This is a genomic window from Mammaliicoccus lentus (assembly GCF_002902755.1).
GTDB classification, from domain to species: domain Bacteria; phylum Bacillota; class Bacilli; order Staphylococcales; family Staphylococcaceae; genus Mammaliicoccus; species Mammaliicoccus lentus.
In genome coordinates this window covers 1-20859 of record NZ_PPRS01000066.1, presented here as the reverse complement: position 1 = coordinate 20859, position 20859 = coordinate 1, and the positions used below count along the sequence as shown (strand labels likewise).

At 33.4% G+C, this 20859-nt stretch carries 17 protein-coding genes, 24 tRNA genes and 1 rRNA gene; 2 read left to right on the top strand and 40 right to left on the bottom strand.

Translation table 11 applies throughout. The annotated features are described in order from the left end of the window. Positions 1-91: 91 nt before the first annotated feature. Complete coding sequence (locus tag CD135_RS11945; protein WP_016999949.1) at positions 92-913, top strand: RluA family pseudouridine synthase; 822 nt, start codon at positions 92-94, stop codon at positions 911-913. Between the two features lie 217 nt (positions 914-1130). Here the strand turns inward: CD135_RS11945 and CD135_RS11940 are convergent, their stop codons facing one another. The 6 genes from CD135_RS11940 to nagA form a co-directional block, all read right to left on the bottom strand. Further along, positions 1131-3296 (bottom strand): RNA degradosome polyphosphate kinase, encoded by a 2166-nt coding sequence (locus CD135_RS11940; RefSeq protein WP_103269530.1) that lies wholly within the window; start codon positions 3294-3296, stop codon positions 1131-1133. A 69-nt stretch (positions 3297-3365) separates the two neighbouring features. Further along, on the bottom strand, positions 3366-4892 hold the full coding sequence (locus CD135_RS11935) for a Ppx/GppA family phosphatase (protein ID WP_103269529.1): 1527 nt from the start codon (positions 4890-4892) through the stop codon (positions 3366-3368). An 83-nt stretch (positions 4893-4975) separates the two neighbouring features. Continuing rightward, the gene (fumC, locus tag CD135_RS11930) at positions 4976-6364 is read right to left on the bottom strand and encodes a class II fumarate hydratase (protein WP_103269528.1); all 1389 of its coding nucleotides are present in this window, start codon (positions 6362-6364) and stop codon (positions 4976-4978) included. Positions 6365-6623: 259 nt separating this feature from the next. After that, on the bottom strand, positions 6624-6761 hold the full coding sequence (locus CD135_RS13075) for an SAS053 family DNA gyrase inhibitor (protein WP_016999961.1): 138 nt from the start codon (positions 6759-6761) through the stop codon (positions 6624-6626). A gap of 13 nt (positions 6762-6774) precedes the next feature. Next, entirely contained in the window at positions 6775-7374 is a 600-nt protein-coding gene (locus tag CD135_RS11925) for a 6-phosphogluconolactonase (RefSeq protein WP_103269527.1), read from the bottom strand. Between the two features lie 44 nt (positions 7375-7418). Then, positions 7419-8573: an N-acetylglucosamine-6-phosphate deacetylase gene (gene nagA / locus CD135_RS11920; protein WP_103269526.1), complete on the bottom strand. Its 1155-nt coding sequence runs from the start codon at positions 8571-8573 to the stop codon at positions 7419-7421. Between the two features lie 87 nt (positions 8574-8660). Between nagA and CD135_RS13070 the strand changes: the two genes are divergently transcribed. Then, positions 8661-8801 (top strand): hypothetical protein, encoded by a 141-nt coding sequence (locus CD135_RS13070; RefSeq protein ID WP_016999958.1) that lies wholly within the window; start codon positions 8661-8663, stop codon positions 8799-8801. Positions 8802-8827: 26 nt separating this feature from the next. Here the strand turns inward: CD135_RS13070 and trmL are convergent, their stop codons facing one another. The 34 genes from trmL to rrf all read right to left on the bottom strand — a co-directional run bounded on the left by trmL (position 8828) and on the right by rrf (position 20751). Further along, on the bottom strand, positions 8828-9301 hold the full coding sequence (trmL, locus tag CD135_RS11915; protein ID WP_016999957.1) for a tRNA (uridine(34)/cytosine(34)/5-carboxymethylaminomethyluridine(34)-2'-O)-methyltransferase TrmL: 474 nt from the start codon (positions 9299-9301) through the stop codon (positions 8828-8830). Between the two features lie 3 nt (positions 9302-9304). Next, entirely contained in the window at positions 9305-10432 is a 1128-nt protein-coding gene (gene queG, locus CD135_RS11910; RefSeq protein WP_103269525.1) for a tRNA epoxyqueuosine(34) reductase QueG, read from the bottom strand. A gap of 162 nt (positions 10433-10594) precedes the next feature. Continuing rightward, positions 10595-11356, bottom strand: coding sequence for an acetylglutamate kinase (gene argB, locus CD135_RS11905; protein ID WP_016999955.1), 762 nt, complete (start codon positions 11354-11356; stop codon positions 10595-10597). A 15-nt stretch (positions 11357-11371) separates the two neighbouring features. Continuing rightward, complete coding sequence (gene argJ, locus CD135_RS11900; protein WP_103269524.1) at positions 11372-12610, bottom strand: bifunctional glutamate N-acetyltransferase/amino-acid acetyltransferase ArgJ; 1239 nt, start codon at positions 12608-12610, stop codon at positions 11372-11374. Between the two features lie 14 nt (positions 12611-12624). Next, positions 12625-13656 carry an N-acetyl-gamma-glutamyl-phosphate reductase gene (gene argC / locus CD135_RS11895; protein ID WP_103269523.1) on the bottom strand — a complete coding sequence of 344 codons (1032 nt, stop codon included), beginning with the start codon at positions 13654-13656 and terminating at the stop codon, positions 12625-12627. Positions 13657-13682: 26 nt separating this feature from the next. Further along, entirely contained in the window at positions 13683-14408 is a 726-nt protein-coding gene (locus CD135_RS11890; protein ID WP_016999953.1) for an amino acid ABC transporter ATP-binding protein, read from the bottom strand. Continuing rightward, positions 14401-15864 (bottom strand): ABC transporter substrate-binding protein/permease, encoded by a 1464-nt coding sequence (locus CD135_RS11885; RefSeq protein ID WP_016999952.1) that lies wholly within the window; start codon positions 15862-15864, stop codon positions 14401-14403. Before CD135_RS11885 ends, CD135_RS11890 begins: the two co-directional genes overlap by 8 nt. A gap of 114 nt (positions 15865-15978) precedes the next feature. Further along, on the bottom strand, positions 15979-16962 hold the full coding sequence (locus tag CD135_RS11880) for a D-2-hydroxyacid dehydrogenase (RefSeq protein WP_103269522.1): 984 nt from the start codon (positions 16960-16962) through the stop codon (positions 15979-15981). A 224-nt stretch (positions 16963-17186) separates the two neighbouring features. After that, positions 17187-18239, bottom strand: coding sequence for a PTS sugar transporter subunit IIC (locus CD135_RS11875; protein ID WP_103269521.1), 1053 nt, complete (start codon positions 18237-18239; stop codon positions 17187-17189). Positions 18240-18381: 142 nt separating this feature from the next. Beyond that, positions 18382-18466, bottom strand: a tRNA-Leu gene (locus tag CD135_RS11870). A gap of 43 nt (positions 18467-18509) precedes the next feature. After that, positions 18510-18584: transfer RNA gene (locus CD135_RS13065), tRNA-Gly, on the bottom strand. Positions 18585-18618: 34 nt separating this feature from the next. Continuing rightward, positions 18619-18693, bottom strand: a tRNA-Gly gene (locus CD135_RS13060). A 12-nt stretch (positions 18694-18705) separates the two neighbouring features. Further along, positions 18706-18780 (bottom strand) — tRNA-Cys (locus CD135_RS11865). Between the two features lie 6 nt (positions 18781-18786). Continuing rightward, positions 18787-18858, bottom strand: a tRNA-Gln gene (locus CD135_RS11860). Between the two features lie 14 nt (positions 18859-18872). Continuing rightward, positions 18873-18945, bottom strand: a tRNA-His gene (locus CD135_RS11855). 2 nt (positions 18946-18947) lie between these two features. Further along, positions 18948-19021: transfer RNA gene (locus tag CD135_RS11850), tRNA-Trp, on the bottom strand. Between the two features lie 11 nt (positions 19022-19032). Further along, positions 19033-19116: transfer RNA gene (locus CD135_RS11845), tRNA-Tyr, on the bottom strand. A 6-nt stretch (positions 19117-19122) separates the two neighbouring features. Then, positions 19123-19198, bottom strand: a tRNA-Thr gene (locus tag CD135_RS11840). Between the two features lie 15 nt (positions 19199-19213). Further along, positions 19214-19286: transfer RNA gene (locus CD135_RS11835), tRNA-Phe, on the bottom strand. Positions 19287-19306: 20 nt separating this feature from the next. Next, positions 19307-19382, bottom strand: a tRNA-Asp gene (locus CD135_RS11830). 12 nt (positions 19383-19394) lie between these two features. Next, positions 19395-19468 (bottom strand) — tRNA-Met (locus CD135_RS11825). Positions 19469-19499: 31 nt separating this feature from the next. Continuing rightward, positions 19500-19592: transfer RNA gene (locus tag CD135_RS11820), tRNA-Ser, on the bottom strand. 12 nt (positions 19593-19604) lie between these two features. After that, positions 19605-19678 (bottom strand) — tRNA-Ile (locus tag CD135_RS11815). A gap of 34 nt (positions 19679-19712) precedes the next feature. After that, positions 19713-19786 (bottom strand) — tRNA-Met (locus CD135_RS11810). 25 nt (positions 19787-19811) lie between these two features. After that, positions 19812-19887, bottom strand: a tRNA-Ala gene (locus CD135_RS11805). Positions 19888-19911: 24 nt separating this feature from the next. Next, positions 19912-19985 (bottom strand) — tRNA-Pro (locus CD135_RS11800). Between the two features lie 19 nt (positions 19986-20004). Continuing rightward, a tRNA-Arg gene (locus CD135_RS11795) sits at positions 20005-20078 on the bottom strand. Between the two features lie 9 nt (positions 20079-20087). Further along, a tRNA-Leu gene (locus CD135_RS11790) sits at positions 20088-20176 on the bottom strand. Positions 20177-20182: 6 nt separating this feature from the next. Next, positions 20183-20257, bottom strand: a tRNA-Gly gene (locus tag CD135_RS11785). Between the two features lie 29 nt (positions 20258-20286). Further along, positions 20287-20368 (bottom strand) — tRNA-Leu (locus CD135_RS11780). Between the two features lie 3 nt (positions 20369-20371). Beyond that, positions 20372-20447, bottom strand: a tRNA-Lys gene (locus tag CD135_RS11775). 7 nt (positions 20448-20454) lie between these two features. Next, positions 20455-20530: transfer RNA gene (locus CD135_RS11770), tRNA-Thr, on the bottom strand. Between the two features lie 4 nt (positions 20531-20534). Then, positions 20535-20610: transfer RNA gene (locus CD135_RS11765), tRNA-Val, on the bottom strand. 26 nt (positions 20611-20636) lie between these two features. Further along, positions 20637-20751 (bottom strand): 5S ribosomal RNA (gene rrf / locus CD135_RS11760). Between the last annotated feature and the right edge of the window lie 108 nt (positions 20752-20859).

Below are 20859 nucleotides of genomic sequence, written 5' to 3'. Positions count from 1 at the left end.
TTATGTAATTTTCTTGTTATACTAATTATAACTTAAATTTAGTTATAACATCATTTTTCCGATTTTAAGCTAAATATTCTTGGAGGATATCATGAAAATAATAATACCATCGAAATACGAAGGACAAACAATAGAAGAAATGTTTAAATCTTTGCAATTACCTAAGAAAGAATTACATTTATTGAGAATGTCTAAAGAAATAACACTTAATAACGAACCAAGCACGTTACGTAGTCATGTGTCAAAAGGAGATAAACTTCATATTCCTGTCTTAAATGAAACAAGTCAGTATGTATCAAGCTATCGTCTTGCTGAAGTTAAATATGAAGATGAATATTTTGCAATCGTTGTAAAACCTAAAGGCGTTAAAACTCATCCTAACGATTTACAAGAAGCAAATACTTTAATGAACCATGCTATTTATACTATAGATTCTGATTATGTAGAGCCCGTGCACAGATTAGATCAGGAAACAGTTGGGTTATTACTAGTAGCAAAACATCCTATTGCTAAAAAAATATTGGATCGTATGCTAGAAGATAGACAAATTACGCGTACTTATAAAGCACAAGTAGATAGTTTATTGCCTTTGAAACCACAAACAATCGATATGCCTATCGGTAAAGATAAGTTTCACCCTAATAAACGTCGCGTATCACCTACTGGTCAGCGCGCTGTAACACATATTCTTGAAAGTCATATGCTTGATGAGCACACAGCAGAAGTCGAACTAAAATTAGACACAGGTAGAACACACCAAATCCGTGTACACTTAGCAGAGATTGGTCATCCAGTAGTTGGAGATCCACTTTATAACAATAGTAAACTGAGACAATTGAAACTGCACAGTTACAAAATTGAATTTGAACATCCATTTAAAGATGAATTCGTTTCAGTTACGCTTGAAGATTAAAATATAAAATGAATTAGGGGGTGGGACAGAAATCTCATTTTATTAAAAAGATTTCGTAGTCCCACCCCGACAAGGATGACTAGATATGAAAAAAGCTTGATATAAGCGCATTTTCATACCAGTCAGCTACTGCCAATACAAAAAGAGAGTCTGGGACAATTATTTTATGTCCCAGACTCTAATTATATGTTTTCAAGGATACATTACTTATAATTATTTATCTTTTAAACCTTCGTTTGAATTTATTAAATAAATTAGATTTTTTACTTCTTATTGGTTTTCCTATTTTAATTTCACTTTGCTGTAATTGTTTAGCCTTAAGAATTGCTTCTTCCATCAATATTTGTTGAGAACTAGCTTGTTTGTTTCCAGCATCATTGTAATGATACTTTCCATTTGAATCTTGGATCCTTCCCTTCAGTCCATCATCAAGTTGTAAATTCAAATAGTCTTTTAATCTTTTAACGATGCTTTCATCTAAAATTGGAAATAAAATTTCAACTCGTTTTATCATATTTCTTGTCATCATATCTGCTGATGATAAGTACATTTTTTCTTCACCGTTATGATAAAAATAATATATTCTAGAATGTTCTAGATATCTCCCCACAATGCTAATTACTTCTATATTTTCACTTACACCTTGTATACCTGGCTTTAAACAACAGATACCACGAATTATCAGTTTAATTTTCACTCCATTTTGAGAAGCTTCAAATAATTTCTTTATGACCTTTTTATCTGTTAAAGAATTCATCTTAGCAATAATAAGTCCATTACCATGTTCTTTATGAGCTTCAATTTCTTGATCTATGTGATCAACAAATACATCTCTTATTTCAAATGGCGCTACAATCAGCTCATTATAATTTGGCTTTAATGAATAACCACTTAAATAATTAAAGAAATTAATCGCATCTTCTCCTATATCTGGATTAGTAGTAATGATGCCCATGTCTGTATATAATTTTGCAGTTTTATCATTATAGTTACCTGTTCCTAAATGTACAAACGGCATAACTTTACCGTTAACACGCTTTATCACGAGAGTAATTTTACTATGTGTCTTTAAAAATGTCATTCCATAAATAACATTACAACCTGCATCTTCTAGCATTTTAGCCCACTGCACATTATTTTCTTCGTCAAACCTTGCTTTTAATTCTACTAATACAGTAACCTGTTTACCATTTTCTGCAGCATTTTTCAACGCTTGAATAATAGGTGAATCACTACTTACACGGTAAAGTGTTTGTTTAATGGCAAGTGTATCAGGGTCTTCAGAAGCTTCTTTAATAAACTCTACAATTGGTTTAAATGATTCGTATGGGTGATGGAAGAATATATCTTTTTCTAATGCTAACTCATATATATTATTTTTATTTAAAGACGCAGGAATTTGAGGCGTATGTGGTTTGAATAATTCATTCGGTAACAAATCCTCCAATTGACTAACTAACGAAAATAAAACAGTTAAATCTACAGGCCCATTTACCCTGTATATATCATGATTATCTATTTCAAACTCATTCATGAGAAATATACTTTTTACTTCAGAATCAATATGTCTACTGTCAATTTCTAATCGGACAGCCACACCACTTTTTCTTTCTTTTAAAAATCTTTCAATTTCAATAAGTAAATCTTCCGCACCATCTTCATGTATCGTTAAATCTGCATTTCTTGTAACTCTAAAAGTATAAGTATTAATGACTTCATAACCATTGAATAATTGTTCGATGAATAAAGAAATCACATCTTCAAGAAATACAATATATTTTTTACCTTCGTGTTCAAGTTTAATAATTCTGTCCAATAGAACTGGAACGGGTACAATTGCTGATCTGATTTCTCCATCATCTAGTTTTATATCCACAAATAAATTAAGCATTTTATTATTTAATTTGGGTAATGGTCTATATGCATCAATGCCTAATGGTGATAAAGTTGGCAGTATTTCTGAGTTGAATTGAGCGTGTAATTGTTTAATTAGAATGTCTGGTAACCTTTCTGGTTGAGTAATATAAATATTATAAGTTTTTAATTTTTCTTTTAATTCATTAAATCTTTTATATTGCAAATCGACATTGATTCTATTTTTTTCTTCAATACAAATAAGTTGTTCTTTAGGTGTTAATTGCGCTTTGTTCTCAGGTTCATTAAAGTTCATTTTAATTTGGTCTTTTAACCCGGCCACTCTCACCATAAAGAACTCATCTAAATTAGAACTGTGAATTGCTATAAATTTTAATTGTTCAAGTAATGGATTATTAGAATCAAATGCTTCTTCAAGAACACGGTAATTAAAGTCTAACCAACTAAGTTCTCTGTTATTATAGTATTTTGAATTATCTAGATTATATTGTTTAGCTTGTTCTCCCATAATTACCACACCCTTTACAAATTTGCATCGTTTAAAAAGTTAGTACTGTTCTATTAAAACGTATAAACATTAATCTTGAGTAAATTTTATATTAAGTTTTTTTGGTAATAATTTTTCTATATGTTTCTTCTGTCTTTCAGATTGATATTGCTCCGCTATTGGATCTGTTACATATTGTACTTCTAGTACATATTCATCTTTAGATTCTGTCAATGTTAATGAATCAACACAGTCTGTATTTGATACATTAAGTGCATGAGCAAATTTAATTAAACCGCCTAGCTTCTGTATTTGATCTATCTCATTAGTTTTGAACCAATTAGTTTCTTTTGCATAAAATTTTAATAAAGTTTTATTTTTAAAACTTGCTAATAAAGCTAATTTCACTCTCTCTTTATGTGACAATCCATTGATACTACTATTTGCGATTATATAATATGTGTGTTGAGAACTGGAATCTGCATCAATAAATGAACCTAAATAGTATAAATAAGCAGCATCTTTAAATAATGATTTATCACTTTCAGAAATAGTAATATCATTTATTTCCATTACTTTATTTAGTAGAGTTTCTGCAAGTTTTACCCGTTGTCGTCCATTAGAAGGATTAATATTGTACTCATTTGCTAAATATTTAAGTGCATCAGTGGCCACATTATCTTTATTAAAAGCTTTGGAAAAATCTTCTTTTAATATGGTCATAACAAGTCCTTCTCTTAAACCTTTTCTAGAGAAACTAAATTCTGTTGCATCTACAACCTCGAATAATGTATTAAATACAATTGAACTTGGCATAATAATATCTACTCTATCTCTACTTAATCCATCTAAATCTTTCAAATCGTTTTTGTCTGATTTTTTCAATACATCAAACACTTCTTCTAAACCTTTTTTATTCATGTCATAACCATGAACACCTGCTATCGGATAATTATGTAAAGATTGATGAATTCTCGCATTATTTCGTGCAGAACCACCGATACCTATAATTGGTAATTCTTTATTTTTAATCCATTTTTCTGATTCAAATTGATCTTTAACATATTTTTCACATTTTTTTATAGCGTTCTTATCGTTATGATTTTTTCCTTCAAAGAACATTTTTTGTAGCGTTACAACTCCAAATGGGAAACTTACTGCATTCATTAGTTTTTTATTTTCAAAATGTGTAATTTCTGTTGAACCACCACCGATATCTACGGTGATTCCATTTTGAATATTAAGCGTATGAGTAGCTGCAAAGAAACCATAAAATGCTTCATCTTCATCAGGAATGACTTCTATATCTAAACCTGTTTTAGTTTTTACTTTTTCTTTAATCTCATTTAAATTATTCGATTGTCTAACAGCTGCAGTGGCTGCAGGAACTAATTCATCTACATTGAACTTCATAGCAACTTTTTTGAAACTATATAATGTTTCACTTAATATTTCGATACCTTCTTCAGTCATAACTTTATCTTCTGTTAAATATTGACTTAATCTAGCTGGGGTTTTAATGTTTTGTAATTCATTTAATCCTGTTTCATCTGAACATTCAAAAATAACGAGTCTAATAGTATTTGAACCGATGTCAATTAAACCTATTCTCTTCATATATACCTCCGAGTGTATCTTTTGATATGCAAAAAGGTGCCTATAGCACCTTTTTGACTTCTTTATATTTCTAATAGCTGCTATTATTCTTTAGAGCTTATCATGTCTTCTGGTTTGATCCATTCGTCAAATTGTTCTTCTGTTAATAGACCAGACTGTACTGCAGATTCTTTCAATGTTAAACCATTTTTATGAGCATTTTTAGCTATTGAAGCTGCATTTTCATATCCAATATGTGGATTTAAAGCAGTAACTAACATTAATGATTGATTTAAATATTTATCAATATTTTCATCAATAGGCTCAATACCTATTGCACAGTTATCATTGAATGTTTCCATACCATCTGCTAATAAATAAATTGATTGTAATGTATTGTATAATATTACAGGTTTGAATACGTTTAATTCAAAATTACCTTGTGATGCTGCTATTCCAACCGTAGTATCGTTACCCATTACCTGAACTGATACCATTGTTAGCATTTCACATTGCGTTGGGTTTACTTTACCCGGCATAATTGAAGATCCAGGTTCGTTTTCAGGGATTGAAATTTCCGCTAGACCTGCTCTAGGACCTGAAGATAACCATCTTACATCATTCGCTATCTTCATTAAATCACTAGCTAATGCTTTAAGTGCACCATGTACATAAACAACTTCATCATGAGCTGTTAAAGCATGGAATTTATTTTCAGAAGAAACAAATGGATAACCTAATTGTTCAGCAATTTGTTTCGCAACTTTATCTCCAAATTCAGGATGAGCATTTATACCAGTACCTACTGCTGTACCGCCTATTGCTAAGTTAAGTAGCTGACCTTTAGATTCATTTAATAAAGATTCACATTTATCCAACATGTATCTCCAACCGCTTACTTCTTGTCCTAAAGTTAATGGTGTTGCATCTTGAAGATGCGTTCTACCTATTTTAATAATGTCTTCGAAAGAAGTTTCTTTCTCTTTAAATGTATCTCTTAACTTACTTAATGCAGGTAATAATTTTGATTCTATTTCATGATATAATGCCACATGCATCGCAGTTGGATATGTATCATTCGAACTTTGAGACATGTTGACGTGGTCATTTGGATGTACATTTTCCTCTGAACCTTTTTCTTCTAAATAGTTGTTTGCAACGTAACTAACAACTTCGTTAACGTTCATATTACTTTGTGTACCACTACCTGTTTGCCATACAACTAATGGAAAATGTTCATCTAAGTTACCTTTTAAAATTTCATCAGTAGCATATACGATAGCATCTTTCTTATCATCTGATAGCTTACCTAGTTCATGATTAGCAATAGCTGCCGCTCTTTTCAAATGAGCGAATCCGTATATTACTTCAATTGGCATTTGTTCCTTACCAACTGGGAAATTTTGTTTACTTCTTTGTGTTTGTGCTTTCCAAAACTTGTCACTCGGTACTTTTATTTCACCAAAAGTATCATGTTCAATTCTGTAATCCATTTACATTACTCCCCTTTATTACATGTTTAAATCAATTTAACTTCACCTTTATTATAGCCTATAAATATAATGAATAAAACTGTTAGTAGTCTGATAATTCAAATTTGTAAACAATATACAATCGTAAAAGTGCATAATTCAATTTTTTACAAATAAAGATTTTGATATTTGATATTTTTAAAATAAAAAAAGAATTTACGCACTAAGTTCTCATGCATAAATCCTTTTTTGAAATGTTTGAAGATATATCAACACTAAATTATTTTTCTTCTTCTTTTTCTTCGTCATTTTGTTCAGAGATTTGTTCCATCTCTTTACCTAGTTCTTTGACGTCTTCTAAATCTTGAACCATTTCATTTTCTTCTTCATTTTCATTATGATCAATGTGTTTATCCAAATTGTTCACCTTCTTACGAAAATTGAATTGAGAAGTAAGATCTTACATCTTCAGGTAGACCTTGCGCCGCTTCATTATCTAGTACAACAGTAACCATTCTATGTTGTTTTAATTTTGCTGAATCAACAGAACCATTAGCAGGTTCTTCATATAATTGTTTTACTGCTTTAGCTTTTTCTTTACCCGTAACAAGTAATACGACTTCGCGAGCAGGATGTATCGAAGAATCATAATCTAAACCGATTCTACTATCGTCAGTTAATGTTAAAACATTTAACATTAATTTATTTTTCTTCTTATCAGTATTTACTTTATCTTTAATCACTGATTCAACATCGCCACCAACATCAGTTTTTATGACTTGCTTACTAGGAACACCTAATTCAGTGTAATAGTCTTCTTTATCGTCAAAATCTAAAACATGAATTTGACTAAAATTAACTGGACTCTTTTTTACATTATCGAATAACTCATCAAAAAATGTTGTGTTTTCGTCATTTAGATGTACGCCTACTACTGATGTACTGTCACCATTAAATTGTTTACGTACAATATCAGCGGCATAACGTGCAGCTATACTTTTTGTTTCGAATACTTTAAAATTTAAAGCCATTTTCTCCACTCCTCATTTCAACTTATCTATTATCATGTCAATAATCATTGTTCATTATCTATAATATACCCTTTTTTAATCGTTGTTAAAACATTTATTTCTGAATCAACTATAACAAGGTCTGCTTGTTTACCTTTTTTGATTGAACCTAGCCTATCTTCTACGTTTAATCGTATAGCTTGATTTAAACTAGTTGTTCTCCAAGCTTCTTCTAACGGGATATTTGCGTAGTTCATCAAATTTTTCAATCCTTTATTCATGAGTAAAATACTTCCAGCTAATGAACCATTTTCTAATCGCGCCTCATGATCTTTCACGTGAACATTTTGTCCACCTAAATCATATTCTCCATCTTTCATACCTTTTGCTCTCATTGCATCAGTAATCACGCAGAAATTTTTGTTGCCTTTCGATAAATAAGCTAATTTAACGGACGCTGGATGTGAATGTACACCGTCTACAATAACTTCTGTCGTTAACCTTTCATCTGTCAATGCAGCTCCAAAAACGCCCGGCTCTCTGTGAGTAAATGTAGTTTGAGCATTATATAAATGAGTAATATGCTGTAAGCCATTATCAACTGCTTCTTCTATACCATCATAATCCGTAATCGTATGACCAGCAGAAAAAATCACTTTATCATTAAGTGCCTGTATTGTTTCTTTAGCACCTTCTACTTCCGGAGCTATTGTTATAATTTTTATTTTATCTTTAGCTACTGATTGAAATGCTTCAAACTTTGCAACTGAAGGTCTTGCTACATATTTAGGATTTTGCGCACCAACTTTATGCTCAGAAATAAATGGACCTTCTAAATGTACTCCTAATATTTCTGCGCGTTTATCATCTAAAGGCTTATACTCTGCTACATTTTTTAACGCTTTATTAATTGCTTCTGATGATTGTGTCATTGTAGTCGCTAAGAAACTTGTTGTTCCTTCTGATAAAAGATTTTCAGATAGTATATTCAATGTTTCCGGTGTTGCATCCATTGCATCCTGACCATATCCCCCGTGTATATGTATGTCAATAAAGCCTGGAATAATATGTTGACCATTTACATCAACAACTTCTAAATTGCCGCTATATGAACCTTCTTGTATATCTTGTATATATCCATCCTGTATTTCAATATAACCATTTTCTATTTTTCCTTGTTCAGTATAAATTACTGCATTATCTAAAATATAATGTCCCATTTTAAAGTCTCCTTAAAAATTATATTTAAATATTCACCTAATTCGTATATAATAAAGATAACATAACATTACTGGGGGGCTAATTAAATGAATACATTACTAATCTGCATGGTTGGTGTAGCGTTTCTTACTTCAATGTTAACAGCTGGTCGTGATTCTAAAGACTATGGACTTAAAGAAGAAGATTTAAACAAAGAGCTTGAATCTTTAAAACAAAATAATCAATAACTGAGACCCCTACGGCCTCAGTTTTTTTATTTTAAATTTGGATAATCTTGTTGTCTTAATGCTTCATAAATTAATATAGCTGCTGTATTAGATAGATTTAAAGCTCTTACATTATCATTCATAGGTATTCTTAAAGCTGTTTCTTTATATTTTTCTTTAACCCAATCAGGTAAACCACTTGTTTCTCTACCAAACACAAAGTAATGATCTTCATCAGTATTGCTGTAATCAAAATCAGTATGCGGCTGTGTACCGAATTTAGTTAATAAATAATAGTGACCACCTTCTGTTTTTTCAAAAAACTCTTCAATGCTATCGTAATAAGTGATGTTAACGAATTTCCAATAATCTAATCCTGCTCTTCTCAACATCTTATCGTCAGTGCTAAATCCTAATGGTTTAATTAAATGTAAATGTGTGTCTGTAGCAGCACAACTACGTGCAATGTTTCCTGTATTAGCTGGTATTTCTGGTTGATATAAAACTACGTGGTTCGTCATAATTTATTGTCTCCTCATTTCTAATCCTTTAATCATTTCTTCTTGTACTTCTTCAATTTCATGTTCATAATGCGACATAATAAAGGTTCTTGCCTCTTCCCCTTGAATTTGGCCAATCGCCCAATAAGCAGTAGCTCTAATCATTGGTCTAGGGTCTGTTAAAGCAACATCTTTCAATTCAGGTATAGCACTTTCTTCGTTAAAATGTACCAATGCAACAATCGCATTTCTTTGAATAGGCTTCTTACCTCTCCATGCACCAGCTATATGTCCATAAGTATTTTTAAATTCTTTATTAGACATCTTTAATAACGGTACTAATCTCGGCTTCAAAATTTCAGGTTCTAGCACGATATCATCATGTTGAGTGTTTATACCTCTATTTCTTGGGCACACTTGTTGGCATGTATCACAGCCATAAAGACGATTTCCTATCTTATATCGATACTCGTCCTTTAAGTATCCTTTAGTCTGTGTTAAGAAGCTTATACATTTTTGACTGTTTAATTGACCATTACCTACTAGTGCACCTGTAGGACATCTGTCTACACATATATTACAATCTCCGCAACTATCTATCACTGGATCATCGGGCTTAAACGGAATGCTCACAAGCATTTCTCCTAAATAAGTCCAAGTCCCTAAATCCTCATTAATTATGAAACCATTTTTACCTGCAAAACCAAGTCCCGCTCTTTCAGCAACAGCTCTGTCAGATAATACACCTGTATCTACCATTGATTGGATTTCAACATCTGGTACTTTTTCTTTTAAAAATTCTCCAAGTTTATCTAATCGATTTCTCATAATTGTATGATAGTCTTGTCCCCAAGAAGCTCTCGCAAACATACCTCTTCTATCACCACGCACACTTTTTGGAGCGCCTTTTAATTTGTTAGGATAACCTACTGCGATAGCGATAATCGAACGTGCTGAAGGCAGTGATAATTTTGGTTCTGTTCTTAAAGCTATATCACTTTCTTCAAACCCAGAAGCATAACCTTTGTTATGGTAATCTGCTAGTTTCTTTTTTAACTCATCAAAAGGATCTGCAGTTGTAAACCCAATGCTATCTATTCCCATTGAATGCGCATAATCTATCACTTCTTGTTTTAATTGATCTAAATTCAAATTTACTCACCTCACTATCAAACATGCCTATATATTTTAACATATTTAATTCTTAAAAATTGCATATCTTTTATGAAACAAAATTAAAAATAAGTCCGAGACAAATATTTATGTCTTGGACTTATTTTAGCATTTATTTTTAATTTTTTTGTAGTAAATAACTTAAGAAATAATTGTAGTACCAATTGAATTTGAATTAGAACTATTTATTAAAGCGTGTTTAACTGTGCCTGGAATAATTTTAACACTACTACATCCATCTTTAATAGCCGATACAGCACCACTCACCTTTGGTATCATGCCTCCATATATTTCAGTAGTTTCAATATAAGTATTAATTTCTTGTATGCTTAATTCAGATTTAACTTCATCCTCTATTAATACACCAGGAATATCACTTACTAAAAATAAATCTGCATTCATTTCGCTCGCTATTTTATATGCTAAACTATCTGCATTAATATTATATTTTTGACCATTTTCATGATTAATACCAATCGGTGCTATTACAGGTATAGCTAACTTACATATATCTGCTAAAACTGGTTTGTTTACTGAGAGACATTCTGCAACGTATCCATACTTTTCATTTATAGGTTCAATCTCAAATAAGTTAAGATCTATTCCGTTTAATCCTATAGCTAATGTTTCTTTACGGTTCACTTGATGTACAATTTTTGGATTGACTTCACCTATCAATGTATTTACAGTTTGAAGCAAAGTTTGTTCATCAGTAACACGTAAACCATCTAAAAACTTACTTTCAACCCCTAATCTATTGAGCTGTTTTTTAATAAATGGTCCTCCACCATGAACAATAATAGGTGTGTAATTATCTTTTCTTAAAGCATGTATATCTTCTATAATCGTATCGCAAAGGTCACTTAATATGCTACCGCCTATTTTAATTACTGCATACTTCATTTTAAAAACTCCTTATTAGGTGCTATATAAAGCATTAATACGCACATATTCGTATGATAAATCACAACCAAATGCTGTAGATTTAAATAAGCCGTTACCAACTTTAGCTTTAATAACAATAGTGTCCTGTTCCATATTTGCTTTAAGGTCTAATGCATCAAATGGAACTGGCATACCTTGTTTCACAATCAAATGATCACAAAGCCACACGTCCACATTATTTGGTGAAATTGTATTGTCTGCATATCCAATTGCTGTTATAAATCTTCCGAAATTAGGGTCGCCACCATGAATAGCTGTTTTAACTAAACTAGAGCCAACGATTGTTTTGGCTATAGCATTATTTTTTTCTTTTGAAATTGCACCTTCAACTTCAACTTTTATTAGTTTTGTAGCACCTTCACCATCTTGGGCAATGCTTTTTGCAAGATGCTCACAAACATAGCGAACCGCTTCAACAAATTTATGCCATTCAGGATGTTCTTTAGTTAACTGTTGTTTACCTACCATTCCATTAGCTAGAAGTAACACCATATCGTTTGTACTCGTGTCACCATCTACAGTAATCATGTTAAAGGTATCATCTACTGTAGGCTTTAATATGTCCTCTAAATCCTCAGCTTGTACGTTAGCATCTGTCGTCATAAACCCTAACATTGTCGCCATATTAGGATTTATCATCCCTGAACCTTTACTAGATCCACCTACAGTTATAACTTCACCATCTATGGTTACTTGAACAGCGATATGCTTCGTTTCTTTATCAGTTGTTAAAATAGATTCATTAAAATCTTTAGAACAAGTTGCACCTTCAATATCTATATGTTCAACGCCGTATTTAATTTTATCCATAGGTAAAAATTCTCCGATTAAACCTGTAGATGCGACAGCTATTTCATGTTCTGGAAGTTGAAGTTTTTCAGAAATCCATTTTTTTGTTTGTATTGCATCCCTTAAACCACGTTCACCTGTACAAGCATTAGCTATTGCTGAGTTAATAACCACTGCTGATAATTGTTTTGAAACATTTAAACTTGCTTGTGTAACTTGTAAAGGTGCAGCTTTAAACGCATTTTGAGTATATACTGCTGCGCATTGAGCAGGATTTGATGAATATAACCAACCAAAATCTTTCTTTGCTCGACGTAATCCAACATGTATTCCACCTGCTGTGTAACCATTAGGAGATGCGACATCCCCGTCTTGCAAAATCGTTATTTCAGAGTCTATAACTTGCTTAGTTTCTTCAATCATCAAATTCCTCCACTCTATGGGTATATTGGTAATAAATCTAAACCTTCCATCTCATCAAAGTTATATAGTTTATTTAAATTTTGAATTGCTTGTCCACTAGCACCTTTTACAAGGTTATCAATTACTGAAACAATAATAGCTTTATTTCGTTTTTCATCTACATAAATTCCTATATCACAATAGTTACTCCCAAGAACTTCTTTAGTTTTGGGAAAATCTCCTAAATCTCTAATCCTTACAAAAGGCTTATCTTTATACATATCTTTGTATAAAGCATGTAGACTTTCTTCTGTGTAATCTTTTGTTAAATCAATATAAATGGTTGATAATATACCTCTTGTCATTGGCACAAGGTGTGGTGTGAAAGTTACATTAACTTCGGTATTAGAAAGATTCGTGAGATATTGTTCTATCTCTGGTATATGTTTATGTCCACCTAATTTATATGCTGATAAATTTTCATTCATTTCACCATAATGAACATTTTGACTTAAACTTCGACCAGCTCCTGATACACCAGTCTTTGCATCAATAATAATAGAATCAAGTTTAATTAACTCATCAGTTATTAGCGGATGTAATGCTAATAAAATAGATGTAGGAAAACAGCCGGGGTTTGCGATAATTTGGTTATTTTCATTTACCTCTGACCATTCGGGTAAACTGTAAAATGCTTGATTCAATATAGATTGTTTGGCTGGTTGTTCTCCATAAAATGATTTATATACATTTGGATCTTTTAATCTAAAATCACCTGATAAATCAATTACTTTAATGTCTCTTTCGATTAAGTCAGGGATAAAATGTTTACTAACATTTGAGGGAGTTGCAAAAAATATTAAATCACATTCTACATCTTTTACATCTAAGCTTGAGAATTCTGCCTGAATACTGTTTTGTAAATGAGGATACGTGTTTTTTATCGCTTCTCCTGATTTAGAATGTGAAAATATATATTTAATTTCAACTTCTTTATGTTGATTTAATAATCTAATTAATTCCACTGCTCCGTATCCACTTCCGCCGACAATTCCAATTTCAATCATTACGACACCTCTTTTTTATATTTGTATTATAAAACTTTTGACAAAAATTGCTTTGTTCTATCATTTTGAGGATTATCAAATATTTGTTCGGGAGTGCCTTCTTCTTGTACTATTCCTTCGTCCATAAATATAACGTGATCACTTACATTTTTAGCAAATCCCATTTCGTGCGTCACCACTACCATAGTCATACCTTCTTTAGCCAAATCTTTCATAACACTCAATACTTCACCTACAACTTCGGGGTCTAATGCCGAAGTTGGTTCATCAAATAATATAACTTGAGGATTCATTGCAAGCGCACGTGCTATTGCAACACGTTGTTTTTGTCCGCCTGATAGTTTAGACGGGTAAACATTATATTTATCTTCTAGTCCAACTTTATTTAATAATTGGATGGCTTGGTCATCTAATTCTTTTTTGCTTCCTTTTTTTAATGTTAATGGTGTTAAAGTGACGTTTTCTATTACTTTTTTATGTGGGAATAAATTAAATCCTTGGAAAACCATCCCCATTTTTTGTCTTAATTGGTCTAACTTTGTCCCTTTAGCATTCGTTAAATCATTATTTTTAAATAATATCTGTCCTGAGGTTGGTTCTTCTAATAAGTTCAAACATCTTAAAAGCGTACTTTTACCGCTTCCTGAAGGTCCAATAATAGCAACAACTTCACCTTGTTTAATATTTAAATTAATGCCTTTTAATACTTCGTTTTTTCCAAATGTTTTGTGTAAATCGTTAACTTTAATCACTTACACTGAACCTCCTTTCAGCGAAATACATTACTCTTGATAATGTAAAGGTTAATATGAAGTATAATACCGCTGCGACTAGTAACGGTGTAAATGGATCGAACGAAGCACCTTGTACTACTTGTGCATTAAACATCAGTTCGCTTACACCTATTACAGATACAATTGATGATTCTTTAATAACAGTTACAAATTCATTACCTAAAGCAGGTAAAATATTTTTAATAGCTTGTGGCATAATTACTTGCTTCATCGCTTGAGTTCTATTTAATCCTAATGACCTAGCTGCTTCCATTTGTCCATTATCTACAGCATTAATACCTGCTCTTATTATCTCTGCAATATAAGCACTACAATTAATGATTAATGCGATAATACCGCAAATAAGTGCTGATAAATCGAGTCCGAGTACTGCGGTTGTACCGAAGTACACTAGAAATACTTGTACAAGTAAAGGTGTACCTCTAATAAATTCTATGTACACTGAAGCGATAGACTTAAGTATTTTGCTATTACCTAATTTCATTAGTGCTAATACGCAACCAATAATTGCACCTGCTACTACACCTAAGAAAGATAATAGAATTGTAATACCGATACCATGTAAGAAATAAGAACCATACTTACTAAAGAATGAACCATCATCAAACATAGCTTCTGTTGCTTTGTCTTGATAATCCTTTATCAAGTTATTATCTCTCACATCTTTTACGCTTTTGTTTACTCTATCCATTAATTCTGGCGAGTTTTTCGGTAAAGCAATCGCGGTTGTTTTATCGGCATCAGAAAATTCAACATCAGAATAAGTTAAATTAGGATTTTTCTCTAGATAAGCGTCTGCAACTGGACCTTCTATAATCATTCCGTCTATTTTTCCAGAATTAAGTGACATGATAACTTCGGGTACCCTAGTAAGAGAGCTAAGTTGTGATTCAGGCATTTCAGTTTTTGCAAGTTCTTCTTGAGTCGTTTGCTTTTGAACACCAATCATTTTACCTTTAAAATCATCGACCGTTTTTAATTTGTCTTTATCTTTTTTCTGGACAATCATCCTTTGTTTGACTTCCATATAATAATCCGAAAAATCTACTTCTTTTTTTCTTTCAGGAGTTGGTGCCATACCAGAAATAATCATATCGATTTTTCCAGTTTTTAATGCGCCGAGTAAACTATCAAATTGCATATTCACAATTTTTAATTCTATATCGTTATCTTTTGCTATTTTTTTAGCGAGCTCGATATCAATCCCGGCATATTCTCGATTACCGTCCTTAGTATGTTCGAATTCATATGGTGCATAATCAGCTGATAATCCTACTCTTAATTCTCCACGTTCTTTTGCTTTCTCCCATTGATCCGTTTGTGCTGCATTAGCTTGGCTTATACTAATGTTTGGAATCATAAGTGATAAACAAATGATGGTGAAGACAATTTTTAATAATACATTTCTTTTCACAGTTCCAACCTCCTGAATTAATAATATTCATTATTATACGCATTATTGTAATTTTATGCAACAGTGTTTTTTAAAAAATAGTATGAATGTTCAAACACTCATACTTGATTATCATTATATTTCGTTTAAGCTTTTCCCTGTGTTTATTACTTCAAGTGCGCTATCAAGTGATATCTCAACCATATTCTGAACAGCTGTTTTTGTATAAAATGCTATATGGGGTGAAATTAACACATCATCACGCGACAATAAATCTTTTAATATTTCATCTTCAATAGATTTATTTGAATAATCATATGCAAAATAATCAAATTCATGTTCATATACATCTAAAGCAGCGCTATGTATTTTTCCTTCATTTAATCCTTTCAATAAGGCTTTAGTATCAACTGTAATACCTCTTGAAGTATTCACTAAATATGCACCATTTTTCATATAACTTATCGTTTCTTCATCGATCATATGCATTGTTTCATCATTAGCAGGAACATGCAGAGTTATAAGGTCCGCTTTAGATATAGCTTCTTTTAAGTCATCAAAAAATTCAACATTATCACAACTTTGGTCATAAGGGTCATAACCTATAACCTTTGCACCAAATCCATTGAATAATTGAGCTGAAACTTTTCCTATTCGACCTACTCCAATAACAAGTATGGTCATACTTCTTAATTCATTAGCAATAACATTTTCATCCCATGTAAAATCTTGATTAGTAACACGTTTATGTATTTTATTAATGTTACGAACTAATTCTAATGCTCTACATACCGCAAACTCTGCTATGGCATTAGGACTATATGCTGGTATATTAGTAATTTTAATATCATGTTTAGCTGCTTCTTCTTTATTGAACATATCAAAACCTGCAGTTCGGCCAGCTATTTGCTTAATTCCTACCTTATTAAGTGCCTCATATATATCATCATCATATTTATGTAGTTGTTGAGTACTAATAGCATCAAATGCTTTTAATGAAGATACATTATCTAAAGTTAAATGTTCTTCAACACATACTATTTCATGATTATTCACTTTCCCCCAGTTATAAGCAAAATTTTTCTCGTCTTCTCTTATATCAAATAATTTTATTTTCATCATTTACTTCCTTTCAATATGCAATATTGTGAATAATCATTAATTGTACAAGAAAACAAAGAAACAAACAATCTATTTTTCAATATATTCTTACTATTCAGAATATAATATGTAGTTTTAGGGCTTATTCTTTTTTACATAAATAAAAGCCAAGGACATAAATCCTTAGCTCAAAAATGGACTACGAAATCTTATTTAACAAAATGAGGTTTCTGGCCCTCTCTCTATGCTTTATTATTAAAAGCAAATATATTTTTTTGATATTTTGGTAATACTTTCAAACATAGTGTGTGTATAATGTATGCACTTATTAAAGGTATAATGAAGTATGCTAATAACAATAATAATACGTTAACTATAAACTGTCCGTCCATATATTTTATAGCATTAGCTGGTCCGACAAAACCTGTGTAGCCAAAACCTGTAGACATTGGTGTTCCTTTAATTCCAACAAAGTAAGTTAATAGTCCACAAATTAATCCATTAAACAGTAACGGTACTGCAATTATAGGATGTTTAAAATAAACTGGTATCATTAGTTTTGCTGCACCAACAATCAATACAATATTTGTGCCTCTATTATTAACTTTCCATGATCCTATTAAGAACGTCATACAAGCTGCTACAATACCCATATTACCTGCGCCAGAGCTCAAACCTTCTAATCCTACAGCAGTAGCAATAGCAACTAAGGAAATAGGTGTTACCATTAATAAAGAGTATGTAATTGCTATTAAGATACACATTAATAATGGATTTAAAGTAGAAAAATGACCAATTAAATTGCCAATACCTTTAGTTACAGTACTTACATAAGGCAAAGTTAACATGCCAATAAATCCACTCACAACAGAAACTAAAATTGGTAATATAAGCATATCTAATGAACCAAATTTTCCTTTTAATTTAATCATTAAGAAACAACTTATTACCAATACAACGATTAAATTTACTACATCCCCAATACTTGCAAATGTATATGTACCATTCTCTATTTTAACAGCACCTGATCCAATCAATCCTGCAGCTCCAATCATAACAGCATCAGTAGCTTGGAATTTAAATTGATTTGCTACAATCACTCCTATTATAAAGCTCATACCAAACTGCATTAACAGTAAAGCTTGGTTAAACATTTCTAATATAGGATGAAACTGTGCTAAGTATGTAAAAAGTACGCCAAGAATAGCATTTGGTATTAAAGCAATAACGATACCAACACCAATACCATTTAAAATATTAGAAAAAAATTCTTTTGCAGTGAAATGTTTATCCATAGTATTCCTCCAGATGTAAATATGTATTAATGATATAGGACTTTATCTTTTTAAACAATCGTATTTTCACATTTATCCTAAACTTCTTAATATTATATAAAATAAAAAAGCCATAAACCTAAGTTTATGGCTTTCAATATAGTACCGGCGGTCGGGCTCGAACCGACACGTCCGCAATGGACACGGGATTTTGAGTCCCGCGTGTCTGCCAATTCCACCACGCCGGCATAACTTTATCCTATAAAAAAATCTTCCCTATGGAAGAAATAATGGAGCGGAAGATAGGATTTGCACCTATATCTCATTCCGGGAAGGAATGTATTCTAAAAGTTGAAATACTCCCGCATTTTAATAATTAATCATTTAGGAAAAATGGAATTGGAGCGGAAGATAGGATTTGCACCTATATCTCATTCCAGGAAGGAATGTATTCTAAGAGTTGAAATACTCCCGCAATATTTATTAATGGAGGCGGCAACCGGATTTGAACCGGTGAATAGAGGTTTTGCAGACCTCGGCCTTACCACTTGGCTATGCCGCCAAACAACTGGGCTAGCTGGATTCGAACCAGCGAGTGACGGAGTCAAAGTCCGTTGCCTTACCGCTTGGCTATAGCCCATTAATAAAAATAAGGGCGGCTGATGGGAATCGAACCCACGAATGTCGGAACCACAATCCGATGCGTTAACCACTTCGCCACAACCGCCATGGCAGGGGTAGTAGGAATCGAACCCACACCAAAGGTTTTGGAGACCTCTATTCTACCGTTGAACTATACCCCTATAAATAATAATGGTGGAGGGAGGCAGATTCGAACTGCCGAACCCGAAGGAGCGGATTTACAGTCCGCCGCGTTTAGCCACTTCGCTATCCCTCCGATAGATGGTGCCGGCCAGAGGACTTGAACCCCCAACCTACTGATTACAAGTCAGTTGCTCTACCAGTTGAGCTAGGCCGGCTTAAACTTTAAAAGATGGCTCAGGACGGAATCGAACCGCCGACACAAGGATTTTCAGTCCTTTGCTCTACCGACTGAGCTACTGAGCCATACATTAAATTTTTAAAAATGGCGGTCCCGACGGGAATCGAACCCGCGATCTCCTGCGTGACAGGCAGGCATGTTAACCGCTACACCACGGGACCTAAAAATAATAATTGCGGGAGGCGGATTTGAACCACCGACCTTCGGGTTATGAGCCCGACGAGCTACCGAACTGCTCCATCCCGCTTTAATAATAAATAATTAGTGTACAAATATAATGGCGGAGGAAGAGGGATTCGAACCCCCGCGAGCCGTTAAGCCCCTGTCGGTTTTCAAGACCGATCCCTTCAGCCGAACTTGGGTATTCCTCCACTATATAAGTATGGACCTTGCAGGACTCGAACCTGCGACCCAACGGTTATGAGCCGTTTGCTCTGACCAACTGAGCTAAAGGTCCAAAATCAAAATATGTATGACATATTTAATTTTAATGGCGGCAGAGGGGATCGAACCCCCGACCTCACGGGTATGAACCGTACGCTCTAGCCAGCTGAGCTACGCCGCCATAATGGTAATGTATTAATTTTAAATGGTGGAGACTAGCGGGATCGAACCGCTGACCTCCTGCGTGCAAAGCAGGCGCTCTCCCATCTGAGCTAAGCCCCCATTTAATATATAACTTTTAAAGAGTCGGGAAGACAGGATTCGAACCTGCGACCCCTTGGTCCCAAACCAAGTGCTCTACCAAGCTGAGCTACTTCCCGTAACCTTAACTGGTCATTACGCGCCCGAGAGGAGTCGAACCCCTAGCCTCTTGATCCGTAGTCAAACGCTCTATCCAATTGAGCTACGGGCGCATATTAAAATGGTGCCGAGGACCGGAATCGAACCGGTACGATAATCACTTATCGCAGGATTTTAAGTCCTGTGCGTCTGCCAGTTCCGCCACCCCGGCAAATAATGGAGCAGAAGACGGGATTCGAACCCGCGACCCCAACCTTGGCAAGGTTGTATTCTACCGCTGAACTACTTCTGCAAGATTAAATGCTTAATTTCTTTAAATAATGCGGGTGAAGGGAGTCGAACCCCCACGCCGTAAGGCGCTAGATCCTAAGTCTAGTGCGTCTGCCAATTCCGCCACACCCGCTAATGGTGAGCCATAGAGGATTCGAACCTCTGACCCTCTGATTAAAAGTCAGATGCTCTACCAACTGAGCTAATGGCTCTAAAACATGGTGCCGGCCAGAGGACTTGAACCCCCAACCTACTGATTACAAGTCAGTTGCTCTACCAATTGAGCTAGGCCGGCTAAATGGTGGAGAATGACGGGTTCGAACCGCCGACCCTCTGCTTGTAAGGCAGATGCTCTCCCAGCTGAGCTAATTCTCCATTTAATATATGTAATTTTTATATTTGCCCGGCAACGTCCTACTCTCGCGGAACGTAAGCCCAACTACCATCGGCGCTAAAGAGCTTAACTTCTGTGTTCGGCATGGGAACAGGTGTGACCTCTTTGCTATCGTCACCAGACAAATAGTAATAAAAACTTATTAAGAATGTATTGCACATTCAAAACTAGATAGTAAGCAGATTTTACGGCGCAAAACCGATTTTAAAAATTTGATTAAGTCTTCGATC